Consider the following 24271-nt stretch of genomic DNA (forward strand, 5'->3'; position numbering starts at 1 on the left):
ATGCTATTTTGAATTTAAAGTCTTATACAGGTTTATATATAATTCGGCTGACCGGTCCCATGAAAAATCAAGAGCCATCATTCTCTTCGTTAACAATTGTAAGAGTTTGCTGTTTTTAAATAACGTAACAGAACGGTCTATTGCTGAACAAATATCTTCAACAGTAGTTTGATCGAATGTGATTCCGTATCCCTCGCTTTCCGAATAATCGATCACGGTATCGATCAACCCACCCGTTTTCCTTACAACCGGAACCGTAGCATATCGCAATGAATATAACTGATTTAAACCGCAAGGCTCAACACGCGATGGCATCAAAAGGAAATCGGCACCCGCGTAAATCCGATGCGCCAACATTTCGTTATATCCTATAAAAACATTGTAATATCCTTCAAATTCACTTTTCAACGCTTTCAGTTCACTCTCGGTCTCCGGCTCCCCCGACCCCAAAACAATAACGTTTAGTTGCTTCTTATACTTTTCTAGACTTAACCGCAATGCAGCGGGGAGCAGATCCGCCCCTTTTTCACCCACTAAACGTCCAATAAATGTAAGCAATGGCTTTTTAGGATCAAGATTAAACTCTTCACATAGCTTCCTTTTGTTCCCAAGCTTTCCAATTTTTGCTGTAATACTATTAAACGATGTAAAAATCATCGGGTCAGTAGAGGGATCCCAAACTTCCGTGTCAATGCCATTGATAATTCCGTAGCCCTTAGCTTTTTCCATTTCGAAAAGGTACTCAAGGCCGTTGGAGTTTACGGACAGCTCTTTAAGATACGATGGGGAAACAGTGGTAAACGCCCAGCAACACTTAATGGCGGCAGCAAGTGGATTAATGGTACCACCCCAGTCCAAAAGCCCCGTTTTCGACAAATCAATCTGCGGAAGATAGCTCAGTTTTTCCCACCCGAACCAGCCCTGGTATTGCCCGTTATGAATCGTGCAAATTGTTGGTATCGTCGAAAGCGCTTTGTATTTGGCCGAGTGGCTGACCAGAAACGGCACCAGGCCACTGTGATGATCGTGGCAGTGAATTACGTCTGGCTTAACTTCACGCTGTGACAGCCAGTTTAAAACAGCCAGCTGATAGGCTACAAATTGTTCTGTTTCATCATTGTAGCTATAAATTTCGGGGCGGTCTAAAAGCCCGGCACTATAAACCAGGTACAAATCAAATCCAAGGACTTGTGTTTCCTCCCGCAATATTTTGAACTGAAATGGGCGGTTCCCCAACAGCTCACTGCCTTCAAAAACGGTTTCGAAGCTGTGCTCCTGAACAAATTTTCTATCATAGTAAGGAATAACTACCGATGCTTCGACGCCTGCAAAACGCTGATATTTCGGCAATGCCCCAACCACGTCGCCTAATCCGCCTACCTTGGCAACCGGATAACATTCCGCACTAAGATGAATAACCTGCATACAAAATCGTTTCTTGTGTAATATCCTAAAACATATTTATTATTACAAAACATCGTTTGCGCAATGTTGTGTTGCTTAAATAAAACGAAATGTTTTTTATTACATTTACTAAAAAGCATCTATGAAAAGCCTTGTTTTGTTCAGCCTGTCTGCATTGCTGTTTTCTATTTCAACATCTTTTAAACCTGACGATGCTTGGGAAAATCTTTTAGATAAAAATTTAAGCAAGTGGTCGATGTACCAAAGTTACCGGCACAAAAACGGATATTCCGGCAAAATGCCGACTGATGAGCAAGGCCAACCCATTAAACCAATAGGCTATGGTAAAAATGAAGCTAATGTTTTTACTGTAAAAATTGAGGACGGGCAACCGATACTGCATATCAGCGGAGAGATTTACGGGTGCATTTTCACGAAACAAGACTTTGAAAATTACCATTTGACGGCTCAGGTAAAATGGGGGACAAAGAAATGGGAGCCACGCTTAAACGAACCCATGGATTCAGGAATTCTATATCATTCGCAGGGTGAAGCCGGAGTTGATTATTTCAGATCCTGGCTGTTAGGCCAGGAGTTTCAGATTATGGAAAACGGAACGGGCGATTGGTGGCCGATTGCCAGCGCAGGGGTATCTGTTCATGCCGAAAAGCGAAAAGATTCTACAAACTATATTTTCAACCCCAAAGCGCCGTTGGTAAAAATGGGCGCCGGCGCGCCGGACTATTACTGCCAGCGCAATTCGAATTCTGAAAAGCCGTACGGTGAATGGAACCAACTTGAGCTGATCTGCTTTGGCGACAAAAGCCTGCACATAGTAAACGGCAAAGTGGTGATGGCGCTTTCAAATCTGGTTTATAATGAGACCGGCCAACTAAAACCGCTTTCCAAAGGTAAAATTCAGTTACAAAGCGAGGCTGGCGAAGTATATTTCAAAGATGTGAAGATCAGGCCGATCACAGGCATTCCTGAAAAGTACAGTCAATACTTTAAGTGAGTTCTTTCTAATGCGCTTCCAGCCAGTTTAATCCCTGCCCGATTTCTACAAGAATTGGCACTTCTGTCTTTATCGCATGCTTCATTCGGTTCTCAATGATCTCTTTCATGATTTCAACTTCGCCTACTGGAACATCGAACACCAACTCATCATGCACCTGCATAGTCATTCTGGCTAACAAATTTTGGCTGATAATGTCTTTATGAATATCGATCATCGCGATTTTAATCATATCTGCAGCCGACCCCTGGATTGGTGCATTGATCGCGTTTCGTTCTGCAAAGCCCCGGACCGTTGCGTTAGCGGAGTTAATATCACGTAAATAGCGCCGGCGTTTTTTAATAGTTTCCACGAAACCATTTTCGCGGGCAAAATTCATCGTATCGGCCATATAACGTTTGATTCCTGAATATTGCTCAAAATAACTTTCGATAATTTCCCCCGCTTCTTTTCGCGGGATACCCAAACTTTGCGACAATCCGAAAGCCGACTGTCCGTAAATAATACCAAAGTTTACAGCCTTGGCATTTCGACGCATATCTGATGTGACTTCATCCAGGGATTTACCATACACTTTCGCAGCAGTGGCGGTGTGAATATCAAGCCCTTTTGCAAAAGCATCCATCATGTTTTCGTCTTTACTGATCTCGGCGATCAATCTCAATTCGATCTGTGAATAATCCGCCGAAAGCAATATGTGATTTTCATCCCGCGGGATAAAAGCTTTACGCACTTCCCGGCCGCGTTCAGTTCTTATAGGAATGTTTTGCAGGTTCGGGTTATTTGAACTTAATCTTCCGGTTGATGCTACTGCCTGATTGTAAGATGTATGAACACGTCCTGTCTTTGGATTGATCATCGTAGGCAAAGCATCTACATAAGTCGATTTAAGCTTCTGTAACTGGCGAAAATCCAGGATATCTTTTACGATATCACTTTTATTTGCCAGGGCCATCAACACATCTTCCCCGGTTTGATATTGGCCGGTTTTTGTTTTTTTGGCTTTCGGATCCAGCTGGAGCTTATCGAACAACACTTCACCTAACTGCTTGGGCGACGCGATATTGAAACGTACACCGGCTTTTTCATATACTGTTTTCTCTAACTGTACCAGGTCTGTTTCGAGTTGTTTGGAGAAATCGCGTAAGGTCGGTTCGTCTATACGTACACCTTCACGTTCCATTCCGGCTAGAACATAAATCAGCGGATTTTCTATTTCCGCCGCAAGCTGATCTGCCTGCGCGTTTTTTAAAAGCGGCGTAAAAGTATGAGCAAGCTGAAGTGTGATATCGGCGTCCTCAGCTGCGTATTCCTTTATCTTTTCCAGCTCTACATCGCGCATTGTTCCCTGGTTCTTTCCTTTCGCGCCAATCAACGTTGTAATTGAAACGGGAATATAATTGAGATAGTTTTGCGATAACAGGTCCATGTTATGTCGCGAATCAGGCTCCAGCAGGTAATGAGCCAGCATGGTATCAAATAATTCACCCTTCACTTCAACGCCGCACCAGCTCAGCATCAGGATATCATACTTCAGATTCTGGCCGATCTTTTTTATGTTTTCATTTTCCAGAACCTGCTTAAACTCTTTAACGATTTCGCTGCATTGGTTCTGATCAGCCGGCACAGGAATGTACCAACCCTCTCCCGGCTTTATAGAAAACGACAAGCCAACCAGCTCCGAGCTGTTAGCATCCATCCCGGTAGTCTCGGTATCAAAGCAGATAACGGTTTGCTCATTTAATAATTTGATAAGCTCCGCACGCTGGTCAGACGTGGTCAATAAATGATAAGTATGCGGTGTATTCTCTATATTTTTCCCGGGAACTACTTCTTCAATAACAGCAGTTTCTGTAGTGATGTCGACTTCGACCGGCTGACCGAATAAATCCATCTGCCCGCTAACGTGCGAAACTCTTACATCGGTAACATTGAACTCCTCGCCAAAAACACGGCGGCCGATAGTACGGAATTCAAGTTCGGCAAATAACGGCTCAAGAAGCTCGCGGCTTGGTTGCTCCATTTTTAACGCCTCTTCATCAAGTTCAACCGGAGCATTTAAAAGTATTCTGGCCAGCTTTTTTGAGATCAGCCCCTGCTCGGCAAACGTTTCGACATTTTCACGCTGTTTCCCTTTTAGTTCATGACTGTTGGCAATAATATTTTCGACTGATCCATAAGTTTTGATCAATGATTTGGCTGTTTTTTCACCAATGCCGGGAATCCCGGGAATGTTGTCAACAGCATCGCCCCAAAGTCCCAGGATGTCTACAACCTGATCAACACGATCGATTTCCCATTTAGCCAAAACTTCTTTAACACCCAAAATCTCCATGTCGTTGCCCATGCGAGCTGGCTTGTAAATAAAAATATTGTCGGAAACCAACTGCGCGAAATCTTTGTCCGGTGTCATACAGTACACTGTAAAACCAACCTGTTCAGCCTTTTTAGCAAGCGTTCCGATAATATCGTCAGCTTCGTAACCATCTGATGTTATCACCGGAATGCGGAAACCTTCGATAAGTTTAACAACGTAGGGCAAAGCAGCGGAAAGATCTTCCGGCATTGCTTCGCGATGTGCTTTGTAATCTGTAAAATCAATATGCCGTTCGGTTGGAGCATCAGTATCAAAAACCACGGCCATATGCGTCGGATTCTCCTTGCGGATAACTTCCATCAGCGTGTTGGCAAAACCCATCACTGCGGATGTATTCAATCCATTTGATGCAAACCGCGGATTCTTACTTAATGCAAAATGCGCCCGGTAAATGAGCGCCATTCCGTCTAATAAAAAAAGTTTTTTCATGTACGTGGTGTTAACCGGCTCGGTCAAAAATACGGATCAGAGGTTAAAAGTTTATTATTAACCAACTAAATAAAAAGGGCCGGATAAACGTTTTATCCGGCCCTTAATCAAATTTGGTAGTATTAACGTTTGTATGTTTGAATGTCTTCATATTTATATTTGACGCCGCTAACCGTCGCTTCATCTGACTCGTATAATACCAGATCAGACGAAGTCAATTTAGTAATTGTAGCTGTATGCTCATCTGGAGTTCCGTTATCTACTGTGATTTTATCTCCGCTCAACGTCCATGTACCAGTTTCATACCGGGATATGTAAGAGCCATTTTCTTTTAGCTCGATTGTCTCATCTGATAAATCTTCTGTTCCGCTGGCTGAATTATCAAGGTTGCCATTTTCGTAAACTTTATACTGAAGTGTTACGCCGTGCCAGACGCCAATTAAAAGTTTTCGTTTGTCATCGGGACTCGAATCATCTTTTTTACAAGAAGAAACGATTGCAAAAAGCCCAAGAAGGGCAATTAAAGAGAATTGCGACTTTTTCATAAAAAGGTTTAGTTTTTTCCTGTCGCAATATATAAATATTTTAAAATTAAGACTGCAAGCTATTATCGAAACCTACAACCACTAATATGATCATTTACCATACCAGTTGCCTGCATATGCGCATAACAAATGGTTGACCCAAAAAATTTGAATCCGCGCTTTTTCATGTCCTTTGAGATGATATCTGAAATTTCCGTCGTTGCAGGCGCGCTCTTGTAATCAGTCAGTTCATTTTTAATCGGTTTTCCGTCTGGCATGAATGAATACAAATATTTATCGAACGATCCGAACTCTTTCTGTATTTTAAGGAATAATTTGGCGTTGGTAATTGCACCTGTAATTTTTAAACGGTTACGGATAATCCCTGAATCGTTCATAAGTCGTTCAACATCCTTCTCTGTGAAAGCAGCAACTTTTTCAGCATCGAAATCAGCGAATGCTTTGCGATAATTTTCGCGCCGTTTTAAGATAGTAATCCAGCTAAGGCCGGCCTGTGCTGCTTCAAGAATCAGAAATTCAAACAGGGTTTTATCATCATGAACTTCTTTACCCCACTCCTCGTCATGATATTTTATGTATAGCGGATCGGTGCCACACCAGCCGCAGCGTATAATTGTTTTGTCATCAACCATGCAATAAAGATAAAGCTTGATCGTCTTAATTTTAATCTCTAAAAAAGAAAGCCATCCCCCAAACGGCAGATAGCTTTCAATCATAAGGGACTATTCGGGTCCTTATTTTTTTAATACAAATGGAAGATATAATCCAAAAGTTACATTTCTTCCGGGATTGTAAATTCCGAATGTTGGGTCGTTTTGGTCAAGTCTGCCGGGTTTTAGCCTACTAAGAGCGTCATAGTATTTCTGATCAAGTAAGTTGTTTGCCGAAACGGATAATTTCAATGGTTGCTTGCCAAATAATAATGTTGTTCCAATACCCGCATTCAATAAGGTATAACCACTTGTTCGGGTTTCGAATTCCGAGTCAACACGATTTTGCTGAAACGCGCTGTTTACCCCGACAGAAAAATAGGAATCACGGGTATCTTTAATCTTCGGCTCGAAACGAAGCTCGTTCTTGATATTTGCAGCGGGAATAAAAGGCAGCGGTTTATCCATCGTTAGATTTTGAGCGTGGGTATAGCCTAACGTGTTCTCAAAATGGATAAACGCTACCGGATGAATAGTCAGGCTGGCTTCGGCTCCATATAAGTTGGCATTTACCTGGCCATATCTATAAACAGGATAATTACTCACGTTTCCATCTTCGTCTGTTACATCAATATTATCTCCAGCCATATTGGATGCATAAATGTAGTTATGAACATAATTTTCGTAAACACCGATGTTCGCTGTAACAAATTTCCCGTCGTATTCCAGGTTTAAATCAGCCTGATAACTCCGCTCAGGAGTGAGGTTCGGATTGCCTACCTCGTAACGGAATGTACCTTCATGGACGCCATTTGAGCCAAGCTCAGCAGGATTGGGTGAACGAAAAGCAGTTCCCGCGTTTGCCTTAAAGTTGAGAGCATCAGTAAATTGGTGAGTAAAACCCAGCGCTCCGCTGACGTTTGAAAACTGGTTGCTGAACAACGGAAATTTCGAATTTCCGTCATCATCAAACGCTTGCTTACCGTCATTTTTTCTAAAATCATAACGCGCACCTAAACTGAGCGTACTTTTTTCCCAGCTTTTCTTAGCATAAGCGAAAGCCCCAAAACCATAGGTATCGTAAGCCGGAATTAATAACTCTACACCTTTGTTTTCACTGTGGCCGGCATCTCCGCTTAAGCCGAAAACTGGTTGCCAGCCGCTGGTTTCGTGGAGATAATATTTAAGGTCGGCGCTATAAGTTTTCAAATCAAAGAACAAAGAAGGCGTCGGCCCGTCTTCCAGTTCGCGCCGCTGATTATCCTGGTAACCGAAATCCGCTTTCAAATTGCCGGATGATCCGAGCGCAAAATTGTTATTCAGCGAGATTTTGAAATGGCGAATGTCCTGTCGCGGAAAATCCAGGGAGCGATCTTTAAATTGTGTATTCGTGTACACTTCGCCATCTTCATTTACAAAACTTCCATCCGCGTTAACAACAGGATCGTAAAATCCGATGTTATTTCGGAAACTTGAAACATTCAGATGTGAATATCCCCAACTTTTGTTCAGCCCAACCATTCCATTTACGTCGGTTTCGTTATACCCGGAATTAGGAAAATAACCGGTTGGCGTTTTGAAGGAATAAGCATTTTTGTAAGAACCCCGGCCCTGCCATACAAAACCATTTTGGTTGCCTTCAAGCATGACGGAGTTGGCGCTTAAACCATTATTACCCGAATAATTTGTAATGACTTCGCCTTTGACCTGGCCTTCCGGTGCCGGAAGCGGCTCAAGCAAATTGATAACACCACCCAATGCATCCGACCCATATTGCAATGACGCCGCGCCACGCAAAACCTCAACGCGTTCGGCTTTAAACTGATCTATTTCGATTCCATGCTCGTCGCCCCATTGCTGCCCTTGCTGCTTCACGCCATTATCCAGCGTTACGATACGGTTATATCCCAAACCACGGATGACAGGTTTTGAAATAGCCAACCCGGTAGAAATTTGCGAAACACCCGGAACTTGTTTTGCCAACGCGTCGACGAGATTGGTAGACGGTTGCAGCAACTCCGCTCTATTTAACACTGTTGCCGATGTGCTAGTACGTTTATTACTACCACTTACAGCGGTTCCTGTAACAACAACTTCTTTTGTTTCGATGGATGTTGGCTGAAGTTTAAACTGCAGCTCCGAGACATTTGCAAGATCAACCACCTGAGTGAATACCTTATAACCGATATATTTGATCTCCACCAAATAAGTTCCTTTCGCCGGAATATTAGTCAGCAGGAACTCTCCATTGGAGTTGGTTATTGCAGAAGTGCGCAAATCTGGAACCGAAACCGTCGCACCAGGCAACGGGTCATTTGAATTTGCGTCAACAACTTTACCTTTGATGGAAATTACGTTCGGAAAAACTGAATAGGAGCTGAATAATAAAAGTAAAATGCTGAATAATATCTTATTCTTCATAAAAATTTAATGCAGATGCATGAGGCATCCTGATAAGAAATTCTAATAATTAACCCTTGACGTTTAAGGATTTCCGGGAGGTCCGCGAAGTGTGCTTAGAAGAAGTTCAACGATTGGAGCCGTAATTTTCAACTCCTTGAAAAAACTTACAACGGGAATGTTTTCAATCGAATACTTTGTATCAGCCTTATTGAATGTTTTATCAACGTGGATGGCACATACCCAGCAAAATGAGCCTCTGTCTGAAACGTGTAGTTTATGATGGCAGGTTCCGGTTGCTCTTGCCTCACGGCATAACTGCTCTTGCTTATGATTATGCAAAAAATCGAGCGGCAAAATTGTTACCGAAAAAATCAGCAGCAATAACGCGCTTATGCCTGTTCCAAACGATTTTTTTAACCGAAGCATTTTGTTGCACAAAAATAGATAAACTGAAAGTAATTTCGTCGGCTCAGTGTAACAATAACGATGATGCTGTTACCTTTGCAGCTATGACGCCAGCGGAAATCAATACGAAATGGAAAGAACTCCAAACTAAAATAGCGACCGATTTCGACACGGACACGCCGGATATTAAGGTGTTCCTTTTCTTAATTGGCGTACAGGAACTGGGCCAGGGACCAAGGAAATTCAGCAAGCGTCAAAAGGAAGAGCTTATGCATATTGCTACTTGCAGGTTGTTCAGCGAGCTGGGATTTTATGAACTGGAAGGCCTTGACCAGGATGGTTGGCCACATTGGAAACGTGTTAAAACACTTCCGAACTACACCCTGCTTGAGCAGGAAATGCTTATGAAATCCTTAATTATTACGTATTTTGAAACCCTATAATTTCTGTTCATGATTCGCATTACCAAGCTTGTTTTAACATCTTTTCTTCTGTTCGCGGTGGTGGTTGCTTCTGCGCAAAGCCAGTCACACCAATATGTCCGTATAACAACATCAAAAGGCGAATGTACCCTATTGCTTTACAACGAAACGCCCCTGCATCGGGATAACTTTTTAAAGCTGTCTGAACGCAAAAGCACCGGAATTTTCAGCTTTTTAAGCAAGCCAAAGCCCAGCTTTTACGACGGAACATTGTTTCACCGTGTTATTAAAAACTTTATGATTCAGGGCGGAGACCCTGATTCAAAAACAGCCAAACCAAAGCAGGCTTTGGGAGAAGGTGGATTGAAATACACCATTCCTGCTGAATTCCGCGACAGCTTATTCCACAAAAAAGGTGCGCTGGCAGCTGCCCGCGATGATAACCCCGGAAAAGAGTCGAGCTCTACTCAATTCTACATTGTTCAGGGGAAAAAATATACCGACGAAGAGTTGGATCGGCTTGAACAAACACGTTTAAAAGGACGAAAAATTCCAGTATGGCAACGCGATGTTTACAAAACTGCTGGCGGAACGCCATGGCTCGATCAAAATTACACTGTATTCGGCGAAGTTGTGAAAGGCATTGAAATGGTCGACGCTATTGCGGTTGTTCCGACAGATGAAAATAACCGTCCGCTGCAAGACGTTAAAATGGAGGTTTCCGTGCTAAAAAAGAAAGAGGTAAAGCAACTTGAAAAGGAACTGGTTCAAAGCTCGTTCAAAAAGAATCTGATTATGGATTCGAAGAAATAATCTAGCTAGCTTATGAAGATTGTTACCTATAATGTCAATGGAATCCGTTCGGCAATTAATAAAAACTGGCTAAGCTGGCTGCAGGCAGTTGATGCAGATATTGTTTGCCTGCAGGAGATTAAGTGTTCGCCGGATCAGCTAATGGATATTCTTCTGATTGAGCAAATGGGCTATGAACATTACTGGAATCCGGCTGAAAAGAAAGGGTACAGCGGAACGGCGATCTTTACGAAAAAATCACCAAACCGGGTTGAATATGGCTGTGGGATCGGCGATTACGACCGTGAAGGCCGTGTCCTTCGCGCAGATTTCGACAACTTCTCCGTGATGAGCACGTATTTTCCTTCCGGCTCAAGCGGCGACGAACGGCAGGCATTTAAATACCGCTTTCTTGACGATTTCCAGGAATACATCGACCATCTGAAAATTGAGTTTCCGAAATTGATAATCTCCGGCGACCTTAACATTTGCCATCGCGCTATTGACATCCATAATCCGAAATCTAATGCCAATTCATCCGGATTTTTACCGGCAGAGCGGGAATGGATGGAAGAATTTTTGAACTCCGGATATATTGACACCTTCCGGCATTTCAATCCGGAACCGCATAATTATACCTGGTGGAGTTTCAGAGCGAATTCCAGGGCTAAAAATCTGGGCTGGCGCATCGATTATAACCTGGCATCAAGCGATCTGAAAGATAATCTTAAGCGGGCGGTTATTTTGCCCGAAGCAAAACACTCGGACCATTGCCCGGTATTGCTGGAGCTGGCGTTTTAACGAAAGCTCATTGGTCACCCATCCAATGGCTTAAGTAATTGGATGACTAATGCATTAGAACTTCCTGATTTCATAAGGAGTAATACACAGATCTAACGGAATGTCATGGTCATCCGCATCCTGGATTTCATCCTCGGATCCGAAAAAAGATACGCCAATTTTTAAAACACCGGTCCGGCACTCTATTAAAAACCGATCGTAAAAACCCTTTCCATAACCAACACGATTGCCTTTTTTGTCATAAGCGAGCAGGGGAATTAAAACGGCATCAATTTTCACAGGATCAACGACACGGCCGTTTTCAGGCTCAGTTATTCCCCAGCTATTCATCGCAAGGCGCGTTTCGCTATTCCACACAACATGCTGCATGGTTCCTGTTTCTAAATTGCTTTGCGGAAGAACAAGTATAACTTCGGGATATGACTTCTTTAGCCAGTCTGTTAAAATAAGGGTATCAAACTCGGATCGCCCTATCATTGGGTAATACGTATGAAAATATCTGATCACTGTAAAATCAAGCGTTTTAAAATTAGCCAGGATTTGAACGCTCAATGCGCCACGTTCCATTTCGGATAAGGCTCGACGCTTTTCAAGGTAGGATTTTCGTAGTTCTGCTTTATTCATTGTTGGATTAGCTAAAATAAAAAAAACGGCTCCAATTGGAGCCGTTTCATAATCAACCTAAACCTTAAACTTAATGTATGAAAAAAAGATCTTTATTATTTCACACGCTCGATGTAGTCACCGGTACGTGTATCAACTTTTACTTTGTCACCCTGGTTGATGAACATAGGAACTTTAATTTCGACACCGGTTTCAACAGTCGCATTTTTTAACGCGTTTGTTGAAGTGTCGCCTTTTACCGCCGGCTCTGTATAAGTTATTTCTAACTCAACGCTGGCAGGGGCTTGTCCCATGATCGGCTCATCACTTTCGAACGCTACGATTACATTCATTCCCTCTTTCATAAATTTGGTTGCATTGCCAAACAATGATTTCGGAACATTGAACTGCTCATAACTATTATTATCCATTACTACGTAATAATCACCGTCTTCATATAAATACTGGTAATCGTTTGTTTCTACGCGGCATATTTCAACTTCTTCATCAGTACGGAAACGATATTCAACCAATTTTCCTGATTTAATATTACGCATGCGAGCCTGGTAAAAAGCACGAAGGTTCCCGGGTGTACGGTGGATAAACTCTTCTACGTTCACCAAATCGCCGTTAAAGCGTAATATGTTTCCGTTTTTAATATCTGATGCCTTAGCCATAATGGATAGGTTTTTCGAGCCGCAAAGGTAAAAACATTTGCACGAACTCGCAAGTGAAAAAATAAATTATTTTAACTGGTTTATTATCAGCCGCAATATCACTTATAATCAGCAATATTCAAACAGCTGCCGCAGAAATCATACTCATTTTCCTGGTTGGAGCAGATTATTAGTAAACGGTTTGCTGTGAATTGCTGGATTAGCATGTGGTACCACTTTAGTCCTTCTTTGTCAAGATTTGACGTCGGCTCATCTAACAGCAAAACCGGGGTGTCGGACGCCATTGCAAGGGCAAGCTTAGTCCGTTGCTTCATTCCGGAAGAAAAAAACCGGATATTTTTGTTTTTTGCACGTTCAAAACCAAGCAATTCAATTAATCTGCCTCTGTCAAATCCGGGGACATAAGCCTTAAACTTAAAATGAAAATCAATGAGCTCTGAAAGCGTGAACTCTTCGATCAGTTCGAGATATGGTGCAGCTATACTAAGCGAATGAAAAATATGATCTGTCGAAATTTCTACATCATTTCTACGATAAGTTATTTTTCCCTCGGATTCGCTTAAACTACCTGAAAGTACCTGCAGAAAAGTTGACTTACCCGATCCGTTAGGACCCAAAATTGCATAAGAATCGCCCTGAATAAAGGTTTGGCTAATCCCGCGGAATATCCATTCACGGTTGAATCTCCTGCCGATATTTTCCAGAACGATTTCCATTCCAGTTAGGAGCTGGCAAATCCCCGCATAATTCCACGGTTTGAATCCCTGATAAAATCCAGGATCTCATCGCGGATTTCGGTCGGTTGTTTTTCCGCCTCAATGATATCCAAAGCAGTAGTAATATTATGCTTTTTCACAAAAATGGTGCGGTAAATATCCTGTATTTCGTTGATCTGATCTGAAGAAAAACCTCTCCTCCGCAACCCAACAGAGTTAATTCCAACATATGAAAGCGGCTCACGTGCTGCTTTTACGTAAGGTGGAACATCCTTGCGAACTAATGAACCACCGGTTACAAAAGCGTGTGAACCAACGTGTACAAATTGATGTATCGCTACTAATCCTGCTAAAACGACATAATCGCCAATGGTGATGTGGCCGGCCAGTGTAGTGCTGTTCGAAAAAATACAGTTATCTCCAACAAAGCAGTCGTGAGCAATATGGCAATAAGCCTGGATCAGGCAGTTTTTTCCAACAACAGTTTTCCAGCGGTCTTTTGTTCCACGGTTAATTGTGCAGCACTCGCGGATAGTTGTATTATCGCCAATCTCAACGGTCGTCTCTTCGCCGGCAAATTTCAGATCCTGAGGAACTCCGGATATAACAGACCCCGGGAATATTTTGCAGTTTTTTCCGATCCGCGCACCGTTCATAATTGTCACATTCGGGCCAATCCATGTTCCTTCGCCGATAATTACATCGCCTTGAATGGTCGAGAAGGGCTCGATGACAACATTATCCGCAATCTTTGCCTGTGGATGAATGTATGCTAGTGGCTGAATCATGCTTCGTTATTTTTTACTTTTACAATCTGTGCCATCAATTCAGCTTCAACAACTATCCGTTCGCCAACCATGCCAACACCTTTCATCTGGGCAATTCCGCGACGTATCGGCGCTAAAAGATCACATACGAAAATAATGGTGTCTCCGGGAACGACTTTATCTTTAAACCTGGCATTCTCTATTTTAAGGAAAAGTGTCAGATAATTTTCTGGATCAGGAACCGTATTTAAAACTAAAATGCCACCTGTTTGGGCCATCGCCTCAATTTGCAGAACACCGGGAAAAATGGGAGAACCAGGGAAATGTCCCTGAAAAAGGTCTTCGTTCATGGTTACATTCTTCACACCAACCACGTGAGTTTTGGTAAGCTCCAGGATCTTATCGATCATGAGAAATGGTTGCCGGTGCGGCAGTATTTCCATTATCTGTACCGTATCATATACCGGCTTGGTGTTTGGATTATAGATGTGCAAACTTTTTTTGCTCTTCTCTTTCTTGATTTGCGCCTTAATTTTTTTCGCAAAAGCAACGTTTGCCGCGTGTCCCGGACGAGCCGCCATAATATGCCCGCGCAGCGGAACGCCGACCAAAGCAAGGTCGCCGATCATATCAAGCAACTTGTGTCTTGCCGGTTCGTTCTGATGACGAAGTTCTATATTATTTAGGATTCCCTCGCGGGCAACATCGATATCTTCCCTGTTAAAAAGCTTGGCCAGATGCTTTAATTCATCTTTGCTAACCTCTTTATCGACTACAACGATCGCATTATTTAGATCACCGCCTTTGATCAGGTTATGTTTCAGCAACATCTCCAGTTCATGAAGAAAACAAAAAGTACGGCTTGAACTTATTTCGCGTTTGAAATCTGCCAGTGACGAAATAGCTGCATGCTGGCTGCCTAAAATCGGCGAATTATAATCGATCATGCAGGTAAAGCGGTAATCACCTTCTAATGGCATAGCTACCATCTCTACCTTTCTGTCGGCCTCGGAATAATGGATGTTATATGGTATGTTATAATATTCACGGTTCGCATCCTGCTCACGGAAGCCAATATCTTCCAAAGCATCGATAAACTTAATCGAGCTGCCGTCCATTATAGGCGTTTCGGGGCCGTCAAGTTCAATCATCACGTTATCAACTTCCAATCCCACTAACGCAGCCAAGACATGTTCGACAGTGCTTACACTTGCCCCATTTTGTGAGATAGTTGTGCCGCGTGAAGTATCGGTAACATTGTCAACATCAGCATCAATAACAGGCTGGCCTTCAACATCAACACGCCTGAACTTGTATCCATGATTTTCCGGCGCCGGTTTAAAGGTCATAGTAACAGCTTCGCCGGTATGTAACCCGACACCTGATACTACAACGTCAGACTTGATCGTTCTTTGTTTTACTTCCATATAAATAGGCACGATAGCAGCTATGATTTATTATTTTTCAATTCCGCAATGGCGCGGTTTAATTCTTCAATTTTTCTTTCCAGATCTGGCAAACGCTGCAATACCACCTGTGAGCGGAGATTATTATGATACGAGGTAGCCGGGGCTCCTGCCCATTTCTTACCCTCTTCTTCGATAGATCGGTTTATACCGGATTTTGCCTGTATTTGAGATCCTTTGGCTATCGAGATATGGCCAACGACACCAACCTGGCCGCCAATCACGGCATTTTCTCCGATTTTTGAACTCCCTGAAATTCCAGTTTGGGATGCGATAACGGTATTTGCGCCAATTTCCGCGTTGTGGGCTATTTGAATAAGATTATCAAGCTTCACTCCTTTCCGGATGAACGTAGAACCCATTGTTGCACGATCGATTGATGTGTTTGAACCAACCTCCACATCATCTTCAATGACCACATTTCCAATCTGGCTTACTTTTGAATAGCTCCCGTCAGGTTGCGGAGCAAAGCCAAAACCGTCACTGCCTATCACCGCGTTTGAGTGGATAACTATGCGATTTCCCAGTACACAATCCGAATAGATCTTTACACCCGGAAATAATGTACAGTCGGATCCAATCTGAACATTATCACCGACAAAAGCTTGCGGATAAATTTTGCTGTTATCGCCGATCACAGCTCCTGCACTGATGTACGCGAAGGCGCCGATAAATACATTAGCGCCAATCTGGGCTTCGGGGTGTATAAAAGACGGTGTTTCAATTCCTTTTTTGTCCAGCCGGATCGTATTATATTTTTCCAGCAAAACCGAAAACGCGCTATAAGGATCAGCTACTTTTACCAGGGTTGACTGTATTGTTTGCGAAGGCGTAAAATCTTCGTTCACAATAACAACCGACGCCTCCGTTTGATAAAGGAAGGGCTCATACTTTGGATTGGCAAGAAACGACAGTGAACCTGCCTTAGCTTCTTCGATCCTGGCTAATTTGTTTACTGTAACATCCGGATTCCCCTCGACGGTACCATTTAACAAAATTCCAATCTGATGTGCAGTAAATTGCATGCGGCAAATTTATAGGTTAAAAGTGAATGCACAAATTGATTTAACAAGAGCTTAACATTTGACTATTGATCACGCGAAAAGTTTCAAGTCCTTATCATAACAAAGTATAAATTTCTCAACCGTCTTGCCTAAAGCCTCCAGGTTTGAGTTATCAGAGGCCGCGGCAATATCTTCAATGATGCCGTTTTTCTTTAAAATATTGATATTTCCATCACCCGGTTTATACGCGTTGTTTTGTACTGTCTCCATAAAAACGAAATACGTAGTTTCCTCGTCCGTTAGTTTATATTTCTTTTTCGCCTTTGTTGCAAGCTGCTCAACCAGCTCGACAGGAGGTGGTATACTGGAAAGCTCAACCTGATATAAATTACGGTTTAGTAGTTTACTGCAAAGTATAGCAAGGATTTTATCTTCATGGTTAGCCCAGACTTTAACCGATGTGTAAATGTCAAAATCATCCAGCGTTGAGAAACGGTTTAGATTCTCTAAGCGGAAATCCCCTGTCGATATATTTTGATACAGGAAATATTTAAAATCAGGTGTGGCGAACAACTCCGTTCCCTGCAAAGCAAGCTCCCGCGCTCTTTCAAGAATTTTTACCAGTAGTAATTCGGCTGCCAAAACGGTTTTATGAAGGTAAACCTGCCAGTACATCAGCCTGCGCGCAATAAGAAACTTTTCTACCGAATAGATTCCCTTTTCTTCCACAACAAGCTCGTCATTAACCACATCCAGCATTTTGATAATCCGGTCGAAGCTGATCACGCCTTCGGAAACGCCGGTAAAAAAGCTATCCCGGTTCAGGTAGTCCATCCTGTCTATATCCAGTTGTCCGGACACTAACTGCGAAAGGAATTTCTTCGGATACTCTTTTTTGAATATTTGAATGGCAATGTCTAATTGTCCCTTAAACTCTTTATTCAGCTCGTCCATCAACATGATGGAAATATCTTCGTGAGATACACCTTCAACAATTGTATGTTCGAGGGCATGCGAATACGGTCCATGGCCAATGTCATGAAGCAGAATCGCAGCGGTCACCCCTCTTTCCTCTTCTTCGGTGATAACATGCCCCTTGTTGCGCAATGTTTCGATTGCAAGGCACATCAAGTGCAGGGCACCTAATGCATGATGAAAACGACTGTGAATTGCTCCGGGATATACCAAATAAGTTAATCCGAGCTGTTTAATATTGCGAAGCCGTTGAAAATAAGGGTGCTGAATAAGATCATATATCAGATCCGAAGGAATGCTTATAAAACCATAAACCGGATCGTTGATGATTTTTTTCTTGTTTAGGGTCGGAAAGTTTTTCGTATTCAAAAATTTAGCATTTTTTAACAATACAAAAGTGAGCTTTTATTGTTATATATGACTTATTGTAAAAAGCTTTAGAATGCAGGAAACTATAATTTTATGGGCCGATGACGAAATCGACTTATTAAAACCGCATATTTTATTTTTAAATGACAAAGGTTATACCGTGAAAACGGTGACCAACGGCAATGATGCACTCGAAACTTTTAAATCCGGCCACTTTGATCTTGTTTTTTTAGATGAAAACATGCCGGGACTAACCGGTCTTGAAACACTCGCCGAAATTAAAAACGTCAACCCTGAAATACCTATCGTATTAATTACCAAGAACGAAGAGGAACATTTGATGGAAGATGCCATCGGTTCAAAAATCGACGACTATCTGATAAAACCTGTGAATCCAAAACAAGTTTTATTGACCATCAAAAAGCTGACCGACAATAAGCGGCTTGTCAGTGAGAAAACCACTATGGCCTATCAGCAGGATTTCAGAAACCTGGGAATGACCCTTAACGACAACCTCTCTCACCAGGAATGGGTGGACGTATACAAGAAGCTGATCTATTGGGAGCTTTCGCTTGAAAAACTTGAAGATGAAGGCATGCATGAAATATTAACTATGCAAAAAGCCGAAGCCAACATGCAATTTTCAAAGTTTATTGAAAAAAGCTATCTCGGCTGGCTAAAGGATAACGCAACGGCTCCGGTGATGTCGCACCAGCTTTTTAAGCGGAAGGTTTTTCCAGCTCTTGAGACGAATAAACCGGTATTTTTCATCCTGATAGATAACCTGCGATATGACCAATGGAAAATGATAAATTCTATCATTACCGACTATTTCAGAATGGATGAAGAAGACAACTATTACAGTATTCTTCCAACAGCTACGCAATACGCACGTAACGCTATTTTTTCGGGGTTAATGCCGCTTGACATGGAAAAACGCTTTCCTTCTATGTGGCAAAATGATGAAGATGAAGGTGGCAAGAATTTATTTGAAGAGCAGTTCCTGCTCGACCAGGTTCAGCGGGGGCTTAGAAAAGACTGCAAAGTTTCATACAATAAAATCCTTACTTATGAACAAGGCCGCGACATTACAGACACTGTAAACAATCTTTTGGGCAACGATCTGAATGTGCTCGTTTACAACTTTGTGGATATGCTGTCGCATGCGCGTACAGATATGGCGATGATCAGGGAGCTGGCCAATGATGAAGCTGCCTATCGTTCACTTACACTGTCGTGGTTTGAACATTCTCCACTGCTGGACACCCTAAAAAAGCTGTCGCAGAAAAATGTAAAAATCATCGTCACAACCGATCACGGCACCATCCGGGTAAAGCACCCAAGTAAAGTTATCGGCGACAGGAACACAAACACGAATCTTCGTTACAAGCAAGGGAAGAATCTTAATTATATCGGTAAAGATGTATTTCTGATAAAAAATCCGCACGACGCCATGTTGCCAAAGCTTCATGTAAGTTCAAGCTTCATTTTTGCAAAAGAAGACACCTACTTTGTTTACCCCAATAACTATAATCAGTTTGTTAACTACTTCAACGAAACGTTTCAGCATGGCGGAATCTCTCTTGAAGAAATGATTATCCCGTTTGCTATTTACAGCTCAAAATAGCAGTAATACATTTAGTTGAACTTAGTGTGATTTTCACTTTATTTTGCAGTTAATGAATACAGAATTTCTGGCGCCGGCACCGGAAGATTTACCGGTCGCTGCCGCTTCATTGCTGAATAAATTTCCATCCGAACGGGTGTTCCTTTTTTACGGGGATATGGGCGCAGGTAAAACCACTTTCATAAAAGCTCTTTGCCAAAGCCTGGGAGTACAGGCTTCTGTTTCCAGCCCTACCTTTTCCATTGTCAATGAATATCCATCTGAAGCCGGGCCTGTATATCATTTTGATTTTTACCGGATAAAGACGCAGGAAGAAGCTTTAGATATAGGTATCGAAGAGTATTTCTATTCGAGTCATTACTGCTTCGTTGAGTGGCCGGAAAAAATCCCCGACTTAATTCCTGCCGGTGCCGTGAAGGTTACGATTACTATCCAGCCTGACAGTTCTAGGTTAATTAAAGCTGATGAGGTTTAAGCTCTTTTAAAATACATGGTAATTTTCTATCTTCACCCACCTTTGACTTAACCGGAAACATGATAAGTGAACTATCTGACATTGCCAGGCAAGCTATGCTACAGCCACAGGAGGCTATGCTGGAAACACGTGCCAGGAAGAATTCGTTATTTATCGGTATACCTAAAGAGACATCCTTCCAGGAAAACCGCATCGCGTTAACCCCTTTATCGGTCGCTTTACTGGTTAATAACGGCCACCAGGTTTTTATCGAGTCGAACGCCGGGCTTGCAGCTAACTTTACCGATAGCGATTACAGCGAACAGGGGGCACGGATCATCCACGACCGAAAAGAGGTTTTCCAGGCCGATATCATTATTAAAATCGGACCACCGACCATGGATGAGGTCAGTATGATGAAATCCGGCCAAGTACTCTTCTCTACTTTGCAGATGTCGTCGATGAAAACGGATCTGCTCGAAGCGATGATGAAGAAAAAAATCACAGCCTTATCTTTTGAATATCTTCGCGATGAAGGCGGATCACTAAGCGTTGTGAGGGCTATGAGCGAGATCGTTGGAGCAACTTCCATATTAATTGCAGCCGAGTATTTAAGCAACGTTTTTGAAGGGAAAGGTTTGATGCTTGGCGGTATCACAGGAGTTCCTCCCACAGAAATCGTTATTCTTGGGGCAGGGACCGTTGGTGAATACGCCGCCAGAACTGCTATTGCTCTTGGCGCGGAAGTAAAAGTTTTTGACAGCTCTATCTATCGACTTCGCCGGCTTCAAACTAATATCGGAGCAAGAGTTTTCACCTCAGTTATTCAGCCAATCGTGTTACATAAAGCCATTACAACCTGCGATGTGGTAATCGGGGCAATTCGCGCAACGAACGGCCGCAGCCCTTGTATTGTTTCAGAAGAAACCGTTAGCAAAATGAAAGCCCACTCAGTAGTTATCGATGTAAGCATTGATCAGGGTGGCTGTTTTGAAACATCAAAGGTCACCAATCATACACATCCCGTTTTCAGAAAGTATGATGTGATTCATTATTGCGTTCCTAACATTGCATCTCGCGTGGCGAGGACCGCAACCTATGCGCTGACAAATATCTTCACGCCAATCCTGGTAGACATTGGCGAAATGGGCGGAATCATGAACGTAATCTGGGAGAAACCGGGAGTTCGTAACGCTATATACCTTTACCAGGGCCAATTAACAAACAAAGACTTGGCTGTAAGATTCAACTTAGTTCCTAAAGACCTTGACCTATTGATTGTTTCACAGAGATAAAGATGAGAGTATTTACCCGTGCTGTAGTGGTATTATTCTTATGCGGTGTCAGCCAAAAATCGTTTTCTCAAGCAAATAATCCTTATAATCTACCAATCGACAACTCGTTACAGCTATACAATCAATCTCTGAAAGAAAACCCAGCCAATCGCTTGGTTGAAATAAAAAAGGCAATTCCATCAATCCGGTTGGATATACGCTATGCAACGACCAACAATTTCACAGGAAAGGTAATGTATGATGCGCCGAGGGCGTTTGCGCGAATGCCGGTAGTAAAGGCCTTAAAGCAAGTCCAGGCAGAGTTACAGAAAAAAGGTCTTGGTTTGAAAATATTTGACGGATATCGCCCTTATGCGATTACGATTAAATTCTGGAACGCTACAGATAAAAAGGAATTTGTCGCCAATCCGAAAAACGGATCACGCCATAACCGCGGCTGCGCTGTTGATCTGACCATTATTGATCTAAAAACCGGAAAGGAAATAGATATGCCAACCGGCTATGACAGCTTTTCTGAAAAAGCAAGTCCGGATTACAGCGACCTGCCGGCTGTTCAAAAAGCTAACCGCGATATGCTTCGAAGCGTAATGGAATCCCACGGCTTTAAGGTGATCGATAACGAATGGTGGCATTTTGATTTTACCGGTTGGGAAAAATTCGCTTTAATGGATATTCCATTTAACAATCTATGATCTAAAACTAATTGAAACGAAATGTAACGGTAGGTTGTTGCTAACAAACAAACTACTGCTATGAAAAAGTTTTTTACCAAAGAATACTGGAAAGATGTATGGAAAATCCTGCAAACAACCTTCACGGGTTTTTCAAATGATAAAGGACTTAAATTAAGTGCGTCTTTGGCGTACTATACGATATTTTCAATCGGCCCGCTTTTCATAATCATCATATCGCTGGTTAGTGCCGTTTACGGCAGAGAGGCGATTGAAGGTGAACTATATCCTCAAATTAAATCTTTCGTTGGCCCCGGCGCAGCGGCACAAATTCAAAGCATTATAAAAAGCCAGGAACTTTCGGGAAAAACTTCATTCGCTTTAGTTATTGGTATAGTAACCCTGGTTTTGGGCGCCACCAGTGTTTTTCTCGAAATACAAGACTCACTAAATATGATCTGGCGTGTAAAAGCAAAACCAAAAAAGGGTTGGCTGCAAATGCTTAAAAACAGGTTTTTATCGTTCTCGTTGATAATTAGCCTGGGCTTTTTGTTGCTGGTATCCTTACTTATTAATGCGATAATACTTGCGCTTCAAAATAAATTGACACGATTGTTTCCCGGGATGACGGTTATAGTTACCGATATCGTCAATCTCGCTATCACCTTTTTTGTCATCTCATTTCTTTTCGGCATAATTTTCAAGTTTTTACCAGATGTAAAAATAAAATGGAAAACAGTGAGGGCCGGCGCCTTCTTCACAGCGATTCTGTTTATGCTCGGAAGATATGCAATCGGGCTTTACATACAAAATACGGGAACAGCCTCAACGTATGGCGCCGCCGGCTCCATTATTGTTATCCTTTTGTGGATTTACTATACTTCAGCAATATTATATTTTGGCGCTGAATTTACCCAGGTTTACGCTGAAAGTACTTGCGATAGTATCGAACCGGAAGACTATGCTGTACACATTGACCAGGTTGAACGGGAAAAAGATGTCGATACGTTAACTCCCAAGCATCCTGATATTGCAAAATCAAATGACAATTAATAAGCCGGAGTTATCCGTGAGTATGCAGATAAGATAAAATACGCTCAACCTCCTGTCGGATTTGATTTGATGGAAGCGTGAAGTTATTGTTCATAAAGCTAAAAGCGTAGATCTTACCCCGCTTTGAAACTAAATAGCCTGCAAGGTTGTAATTGTTCGAGAAACTTCCGGTTTTTGCAAATACATAAGGAATTTCACTTTTGAAGTAGTTTTTCAACGTTCCGCTTTTTCCACCGTTTGGCAGCAAAGCGAACAGCCGGCTTTGGTCATTCACCTTTTCATATATTTTTTCAAGAAGTTTAACATTATCTCTCGGAGTAAATAAGTTATACCGTGAAAGTCCGGAGCCATCAACCCAACTCGGCTTGTCCGGCAGATCTGGCAAATAGTTTTTTATAATATAAGCAATTGTTTGGGCCGTATTCATTTCTATGCCCAATCGCGCCGCATAAACTAAATGCAATTGCTCGGCAGTGAAATTATCGCTCACATGCAGCATATACTTATATAATGAATCGGCCGGCAAGCTATTTATTGCTTTCACATTTTGCGGAATTGGCTCATGTAAAAACCCGACAGCTCTTTTAAGAGTATCTTGTAATAAACAAGCGATTTCGGCTTCATCCGTTTCAAATGGAACAAACTGCTTGTACCCCGTTGTGTCACGAGGATAAAAAAATACATTTTGATCCACATCCCGCCTGATCTCAAATGGTCCTTTTTTGTTAGTTTTAATTAGCGAAAACATATCCGGAACCATCGATATACGACCATCTGTTCCGGCATTAAACCAAACACCATTTCCATACAATGGAAATTCGTTTATTTCAGACTGATAGTCATCGTTATAATCATCCCACGCCCACCCCGGCCCGAACTTTTTACCTGTATACTGCCCGTCGGCAAAAAACAGCTTTTGCTTGGTGCTTTTCAGGAAGTTAAAAACCTCCTCGGTTTTATAGGCCCGGTTTAATAAACTGGGATCGCCGGTTCCCCAAAAAATCAATGAATCATTACGAATAATGTATTTCAGCGCGGGAACAGAATCTTTTAAAATACACAACCCGCCATAAAACGTATATAATTTGGTATTAGAAGCTGGTTGAAAATATTTGTCGTCCTGATATCCCTTAAGCCATTTTTTATCACCGATATTGTACAAAGCGAAACCGGTGTGTTGACTTTTAAGAATTGATGATTTACGTATCATCCGCCTCAACTTACCCGGGCCGGCAACAGCATTGTACTGGTTAAAAAATGCGCAGAGGATGAGTATATAGAAATAAATTCTTCTTAATTTCATGTGTAAATCTAATAAAAGCGGTGAACTGATCACCGGCCACCAATTATA

23 protein-coding genes are annotated in these 24271 nt (G+C 42.2%); 9 read left to right on the forward strand and 14 right to left on the reverse strand.

Features of this window, described 5'->3' with window-relative positions; genetic code table 11:
• Positions 1-3 precede the first annotated feature (3 nt).
• Entirely contained in the window at positions 4-1425 is a 1422-nt protein-coding gene (locus GS399_RS01980; protein WP_160842894.1) for a glycogen synthase, read from the reverse strand.
• A gap of 121 nt (positions 1426-1546) precedes the next feature.
• Here GS399_RS01980 and GS399_RS01985 point away from each other — a divergent pair, with 121 nt between their 5' ends.
• A complete protein-coding gene (locus GS399_RS01985; RefSeq protein WP_160842895.1) occupies positions 1547-2419 on the forward strand; it encodes a 3-keto-disaccharide hydrolase in 873 nt (290 codons plus the stop codon).
• Between the two features lie 7 nt (positions 2420-2426).
• On the opposite strand, the gene polA is transcribed toward GS399_RS01985, so the two are convergent.
• The 5 genes from polA to GS399_RS02010 form a co-directional block, all read right to left on the reverse strand.
• A complete protein-coding gene (gene polA, locus GS399_RS01990) occupies positions 2427-5225 on the reverse strand; it encodes a DNA polymerase I (protein WP_160842896.1) in 2799 nt (932 codons plus the stop codon).
• Positions 5226-5347: 122 nt separating this feature from the next.
• Positions 5348-5770: a lipocalin-like domain-containing protein gene (locus GS399_RS01995; RefSeq protein ID WP_160842897.1), complete on the reverse strand. Its 423-nt coding sequence runs from the start codon at positions 5768-5770 to the stop codon at positions 5348-5350.
• 62 nt (positions 5771-5832) lie between these two features.
• On the reverse strand, positions 5833-6402 hold the full coding sequence (locus tag GS399_RS02000) for a DNA-3-methyladenine glycosylase I (RefSeq protein ID WP_160843246.1): 570 nt from the start codon (positions 6400-6402) through the stop codon (positions 5833-5835).
• 102 nt (positions 6403-6504) lie between these two features.
• Positions 6505-8841 carry a TonB-dependent receptor gene (locus GS399_RS02005; protein WP_160842898.1) on the reverse strand — a complete coding sequence of 779 codons (2337 nt, stop codon included), beginning with the start codon at positions 8839-8841 and terminating at the stop codon, positions 6505-6507.
• Positions 8842-8904: 63 nt separating this feature from the next.
• Complete coding sequence (locus GS399_RS02010) at positions 8905-9249, reverse strand: hypothetical protein (protein ID WP_160842899.1); 345 nt, start codon at positions 9247-9249, stop codon at positions 8905-8907.
• Positions 9250-9332: 83 nt separating this feature from the next.
• On the opposite strand from GS399_RS02010, the gene GS399_RS02015 reads away from it, so the two are divergent.
• From GS399_RS02015 to GS399_RS02025, 3 genes are read left to right on the forward strand one after another with little or no spacing between them, the layout of a single operon-like run.
• Complete coding sequence (locus GS399_RS02015; RefSeq protein WP_160842900.1) at positions 9333-9671, forward strand: hypothetical protein; 339 nt, start codon at positions 9333-9335, stop codon at positions 9669-9671.
• A gap of 9 nt (positions 9672-9680) precedes the next feature.
• Positions 9681-10463, forward strand: coding sequence for a peptidylprolyl isomerase (locus GS399_RS02020; protein ID WP_160842901.1), 783 nt, complete (start codon positions 9681-9683; stop codon positions 10461-10463).
• A gap of 12 nt (positions 10464-10475) precedes the next feature.
• Positions 10476-11243 (forward strand): exodeoxyribonuclease III, encoded by a 768-nt coding sequence (locus tag GS399_RS02025; protein WP_160842902.1) that lies wholly within the window; start codon positions 10476-10478, stop codon positions 11241-11243.
• 54 nt (positions 11244-11297) lie between these two features.
• Here the strand turns inward: GS399_RS02025 and GS399_RS02030 are convergent, their stop codons facing one another.
• The 7 genes from GS399_RS02030 to GS399_RS02060 form a co-directional block, all read right to left on the reverse strand.
• On the reverse strand, positions 11298-11867 hold the full coding sequence (locus GS399_RS02030) for a 5-formyltetrahydrofolate cyclo-ligase (protein ID WP_160842903.1): 570 nt from the start codon (positions 11865-11867) through the stop codon (positions 11298-11300).
• A gap of 95 nt (positions 11868-11962) precedes the next feature.
• On the reverse strand, positions 11963-12523 hold the full coding sequence (efp, locus tag GS399_RS02035) for an elongation factor P (RefSeq protein ID WP_160842904.1): 561 nt from the start codon (positions 12521-12523) through the stop codon (positions 11963-11965).
• A 98-nt stretch (positions 12524-12621) separates the two neighbouring features.
• On the reverse strand, positions 12622-13239 hold the full coding sequence (locus GS399_RS02040) for an ABC transporter ATP-binding protein (RefSeq protein ID WP_160842905.1): 618 nt from the start codon (positions 13237-13239) through the stop codon (positions 12622-12624).
• A 5-nt stretch (positions 13240-13244) separates the two neighbouring features.
• Positions 13245-14027: an acyl-ACP--UDP-N-acetylglucosamine O-acyltransferase gene (gene lpxA, locus GS399_RS02045; protein ID WP_160842906.1), complete on the reverse strand. Its 783-nt coding sequence runs from the start codon at positions 14025-14027 to the stop codon at positions 13245-13247.
• Complete coding sequence (locus GS399_RS02050) at positions 14024-15433, reverse strand: bifunctional UDP-3-O-[3-hydroxymyristoyl] N-acetylglucosamine deacetylase/3-hydroxyacyl-ACP dehydratase (RefSeq protein WP_160842907.1); 1410 nt, start codon at positions 15431-15433, stop codon at positions 14024-14026. Before GS399_RS02050 ends, lpxA begins: the two co-directional genes overlap by 4 nt.
• Before the next feature lie 20 nt (positions 15434-15453).
• On the reverse strand, positions 15454-16497 hold the full coding sequence (gene lpxD, locus GS399_RS02055; protein ID WP_160842908.1) for a UDP-3-O-(3-hydroxymyristoyl)glucosamine N-acyltransferase: 1044 nt from the start codon (positions 16495-16497) through the stop codon (positions 15454-15456).
• Between the two features lie 69 nt (positions 16498-16566).
• Entirely contained in the window at positions 16567-17820 is a 1254-nt protein-coding gene (locus GS399_RS02060; protein WP_160842909.1) for an HD domain-containing protein, read from the reverse strand.
• A gap of 73 nt (positions 17821-17893) precedes the next feature.
• On the opposite strand from GS399_RS02060, the gene porX reads away from it, so the two are divergent.
• From porX to GS399_RS02085, 5 genes are read left to right on the forward strand one after another with little or no spacing between them, the layout of a single operon-like run.
• Positions 17894-19447, forward strand: a complete 1554-nt coding sequence (gene porX, locus GS399_RS02065) for a T9SS response regulator signal transducer PorX (RefSeq protein ID WP_160842910.1) — start codon at positions 17894-17896, stop codon at positions 19445-19447.
• A 52-nt stretch (positions 19448-19499) separates the two neighbouring features.
• Positions 19500-19922 carry a tRNA (adenosine(37)-N6)-threonylcarbamoyltransferase complex ATPase subunit type 1 TsaE gene (tsaE, locus tag GS399_RS02070; RefSeq protein WP_160842911.1) on the forward strand — a complete coding sequence of 141 codons (423 nt, stop codon included), beginning with the start codon at positions 19500-19502 and terminating at the stop codon, positions 19920-19922.
• A gap of 59 nt (positions 19923-19981) precedes the next feature.
• Positions 19982-21196, forward strand: coding sequence for an alanine dehydrogenase (locus tag GS399_RS02075; RefSeq protein WP_202409356.1), 1215 nt, complete (start codon positions 19982-19984; stop codon positions 21194-21196).
• A gap of 2 nt (positions 21197-21198) precedes the next feature.
• Positions 21199-21888: a M15 family metallopeptidase gene (locus GS399_RS02080; RefSeq protein ID WP_160842912.1), complete on the forward strand. Its 690-nt coding sequence runs from the start codon at positions 21199-21201 to the stop codon at positions 21886-21888.
• A 60-nt stretch (positions 21889-21948) separates the two neighbouring features.
• Complete coding sequence (locus GS399_RS02085; RefSeq protein ID WP_160842913.1) at positions 21949-22920, forward strand: YihY/virulence factor BrkB family protein; 972 nt, start codon at positions 21949-21951, stop codon at positions 22918-22920.
• Positions 22921-22930: 10 nt separating this feature from the next.
• Here GS399_RS02085 and GS399_RS02090 read toward each other — a convergent pair whose 3' ends face one another.
• Positions 22931-24223: a D-alanyl-D-alanine carboxypeptidase gene (locus GS399_RS02090; RefSeq protein WP_160842914.1), complete on the reverse strand. Its 1293-nt coding sequence runs from the start codon at positions 24221-24223 to the stop codon at positions 22931-22933.
• Positions 24224-24271 lie beyond the last annotated feature (48 nt).

The sequence above is a fragment of the Hufsiella arboris genome, assembly GCF_009834875.1.
Taxonomy (GTDB): Bacteria; Bacteroidota; Bacteroidia; order Sphingobacteriales; family Sphingobacteriaceae; genus Hufsiella_A; species Hufsiella_A arboris.

Coding starts and splice junctions, on each gene's coding strand:
- GS399_RS02000 (WP_160843246.1), bottom strand. CDS start 6,402: ATGGTTGATGACAAAACAATTATACGCTGCGGCTGGTGTGGCACCGAT.
- lpxD (WP_160842908.1), bottom strand. CDS start 16,497: ATGCAATTTACTGCACATCAGATTGGAATTTTGTTAAATGGTACCGTC.
- GS399_RS02050 (WP_160842907.1), bottom strand. CDS start 15,433: ATGGAAGTAAAACAAAGAACGATCAAGTCTGACGTTGTAGTATCAGGT.
- GS399_RS02005 (WP_160842898.1), bottom strand. CDS start 8,841: ATGAAGAATAAGATATTATTCAGCATTTTACTTTTATTATTCAGCTCC.
- GS399_RS02015 (WP_160842900.1), top strand. CDS start 9,333: ATGACGCCAGCGGAAATCAATACGAAATGGAAAGAACTCCAAACTAAA.
- GS399_RS02075 (WP_202409356.1), top strand. CDS start 19,982: ATGATAAGTGAACTATCTGACATTGCCAGGCAAGCTATGCTACAGCCA.
- GS399_RS02090 (WP_160842914.1), bottom strand. CDS start 24,223: ATGAAATTAAGAAGAATTTATTTCTATATACTCATCCTCTGCGCATTT.
- tsaE (WP_160842911.1), top strand. CDS start 19,500: ATGAATACAGAATTTCTGGCGCCGGCACCGGAAGATTTACCGGTCGCT.
- lpxA (WP_160842906.1), bottom strand. CDS start 14,027: ATGATTCAGCCACTAGCATACATTCATCCACAGGCAAAGATTGCGGAT.
- GS399_RS02040 (WP_160842905.1), bottom strand. CDS start 13,239: ATGGAAATCGTTCTGGAAAATATCGGCAGGAGATTCAACCGTGAATGG.
- GS399_RS02025 (WP_160842902.1), top strand. CDS start 10,476: ATGAAGATTGTTACCTATAATGTCAATGGAATCCGTTCGGCAATTAAT.
- GS399_RS01985 (WP_160842895.1), top strand. CDS start 1,547: ATGAAAAGCCTTGTTTTGTTCAGCCTGTCTGCATTGCTGTTTTCTATT.
- GS399_RS02080 (WP_160842912.1), top strand. CDS start 21,199: ATGAGAGTATTTACCCGTGCTGTAGTGGTATTATTCTTATGCGGTGTC.
- GS399_RS02030 (WP_160842903.1), bottom strand. CDS start 11,867: ATGAATAAAGCAGAACTACGAAAATCCTACCTTGAAAAGCGTCGAGCC.
- GS399_RS02010 (WP_160842899.1), bottom strand. CDS start 9,249: ATGCTTCGGTTAAAAAAATCGTTTGGAACAGGCATAAGCGCGTTATTG.
- efp (WP_160842904.1), bottom strand. CDS start 12,523: ATGGCTAAGGCATCAGATATTAAAAACGGAAACATATTACGCTTTAAC.
- GS399_RS02085 (WP_160842913.1), top strand. CDS start 21,949: ATGAAAAAGTTTTTTACCAAAGAATACTGGAAAGATGTATGGAAAATC.
- polA (WP_160842896.1), bottom strand. CDS start 5,225: ATGAAAAAACTTTTTTTATTAGACGGAATGGCGCTCATTTACCGGGCG.
- GS399_RS01980 (WP_160842894.1), bottom strand. CDS start 1,425: ATGCAGGTTATTCATCTTAGTGCGGAATGTTATCCGGTTGCCAAGGTA.
- GS399_RS01995 (WP_160842897.1), bottom strand. CDS start 5,770: ATGAAAAAGTCGCAATTCTCTTTAATTGCCCTTCTTGGGCTTTTTGCA.
- GS399_RS02020 (WP_160842901.1), top strand. CDS start 9,681: ATGATTCGCATTACCAAGCTTGTTTTAACATCTTTTCTTCTGTTCGCG.
- porX (WP_160842910.1), top strand. CDS start 17,894: ATGCAGGAAACTATAATTTTATGGGCCGATGACGAAATCGACTTATTA.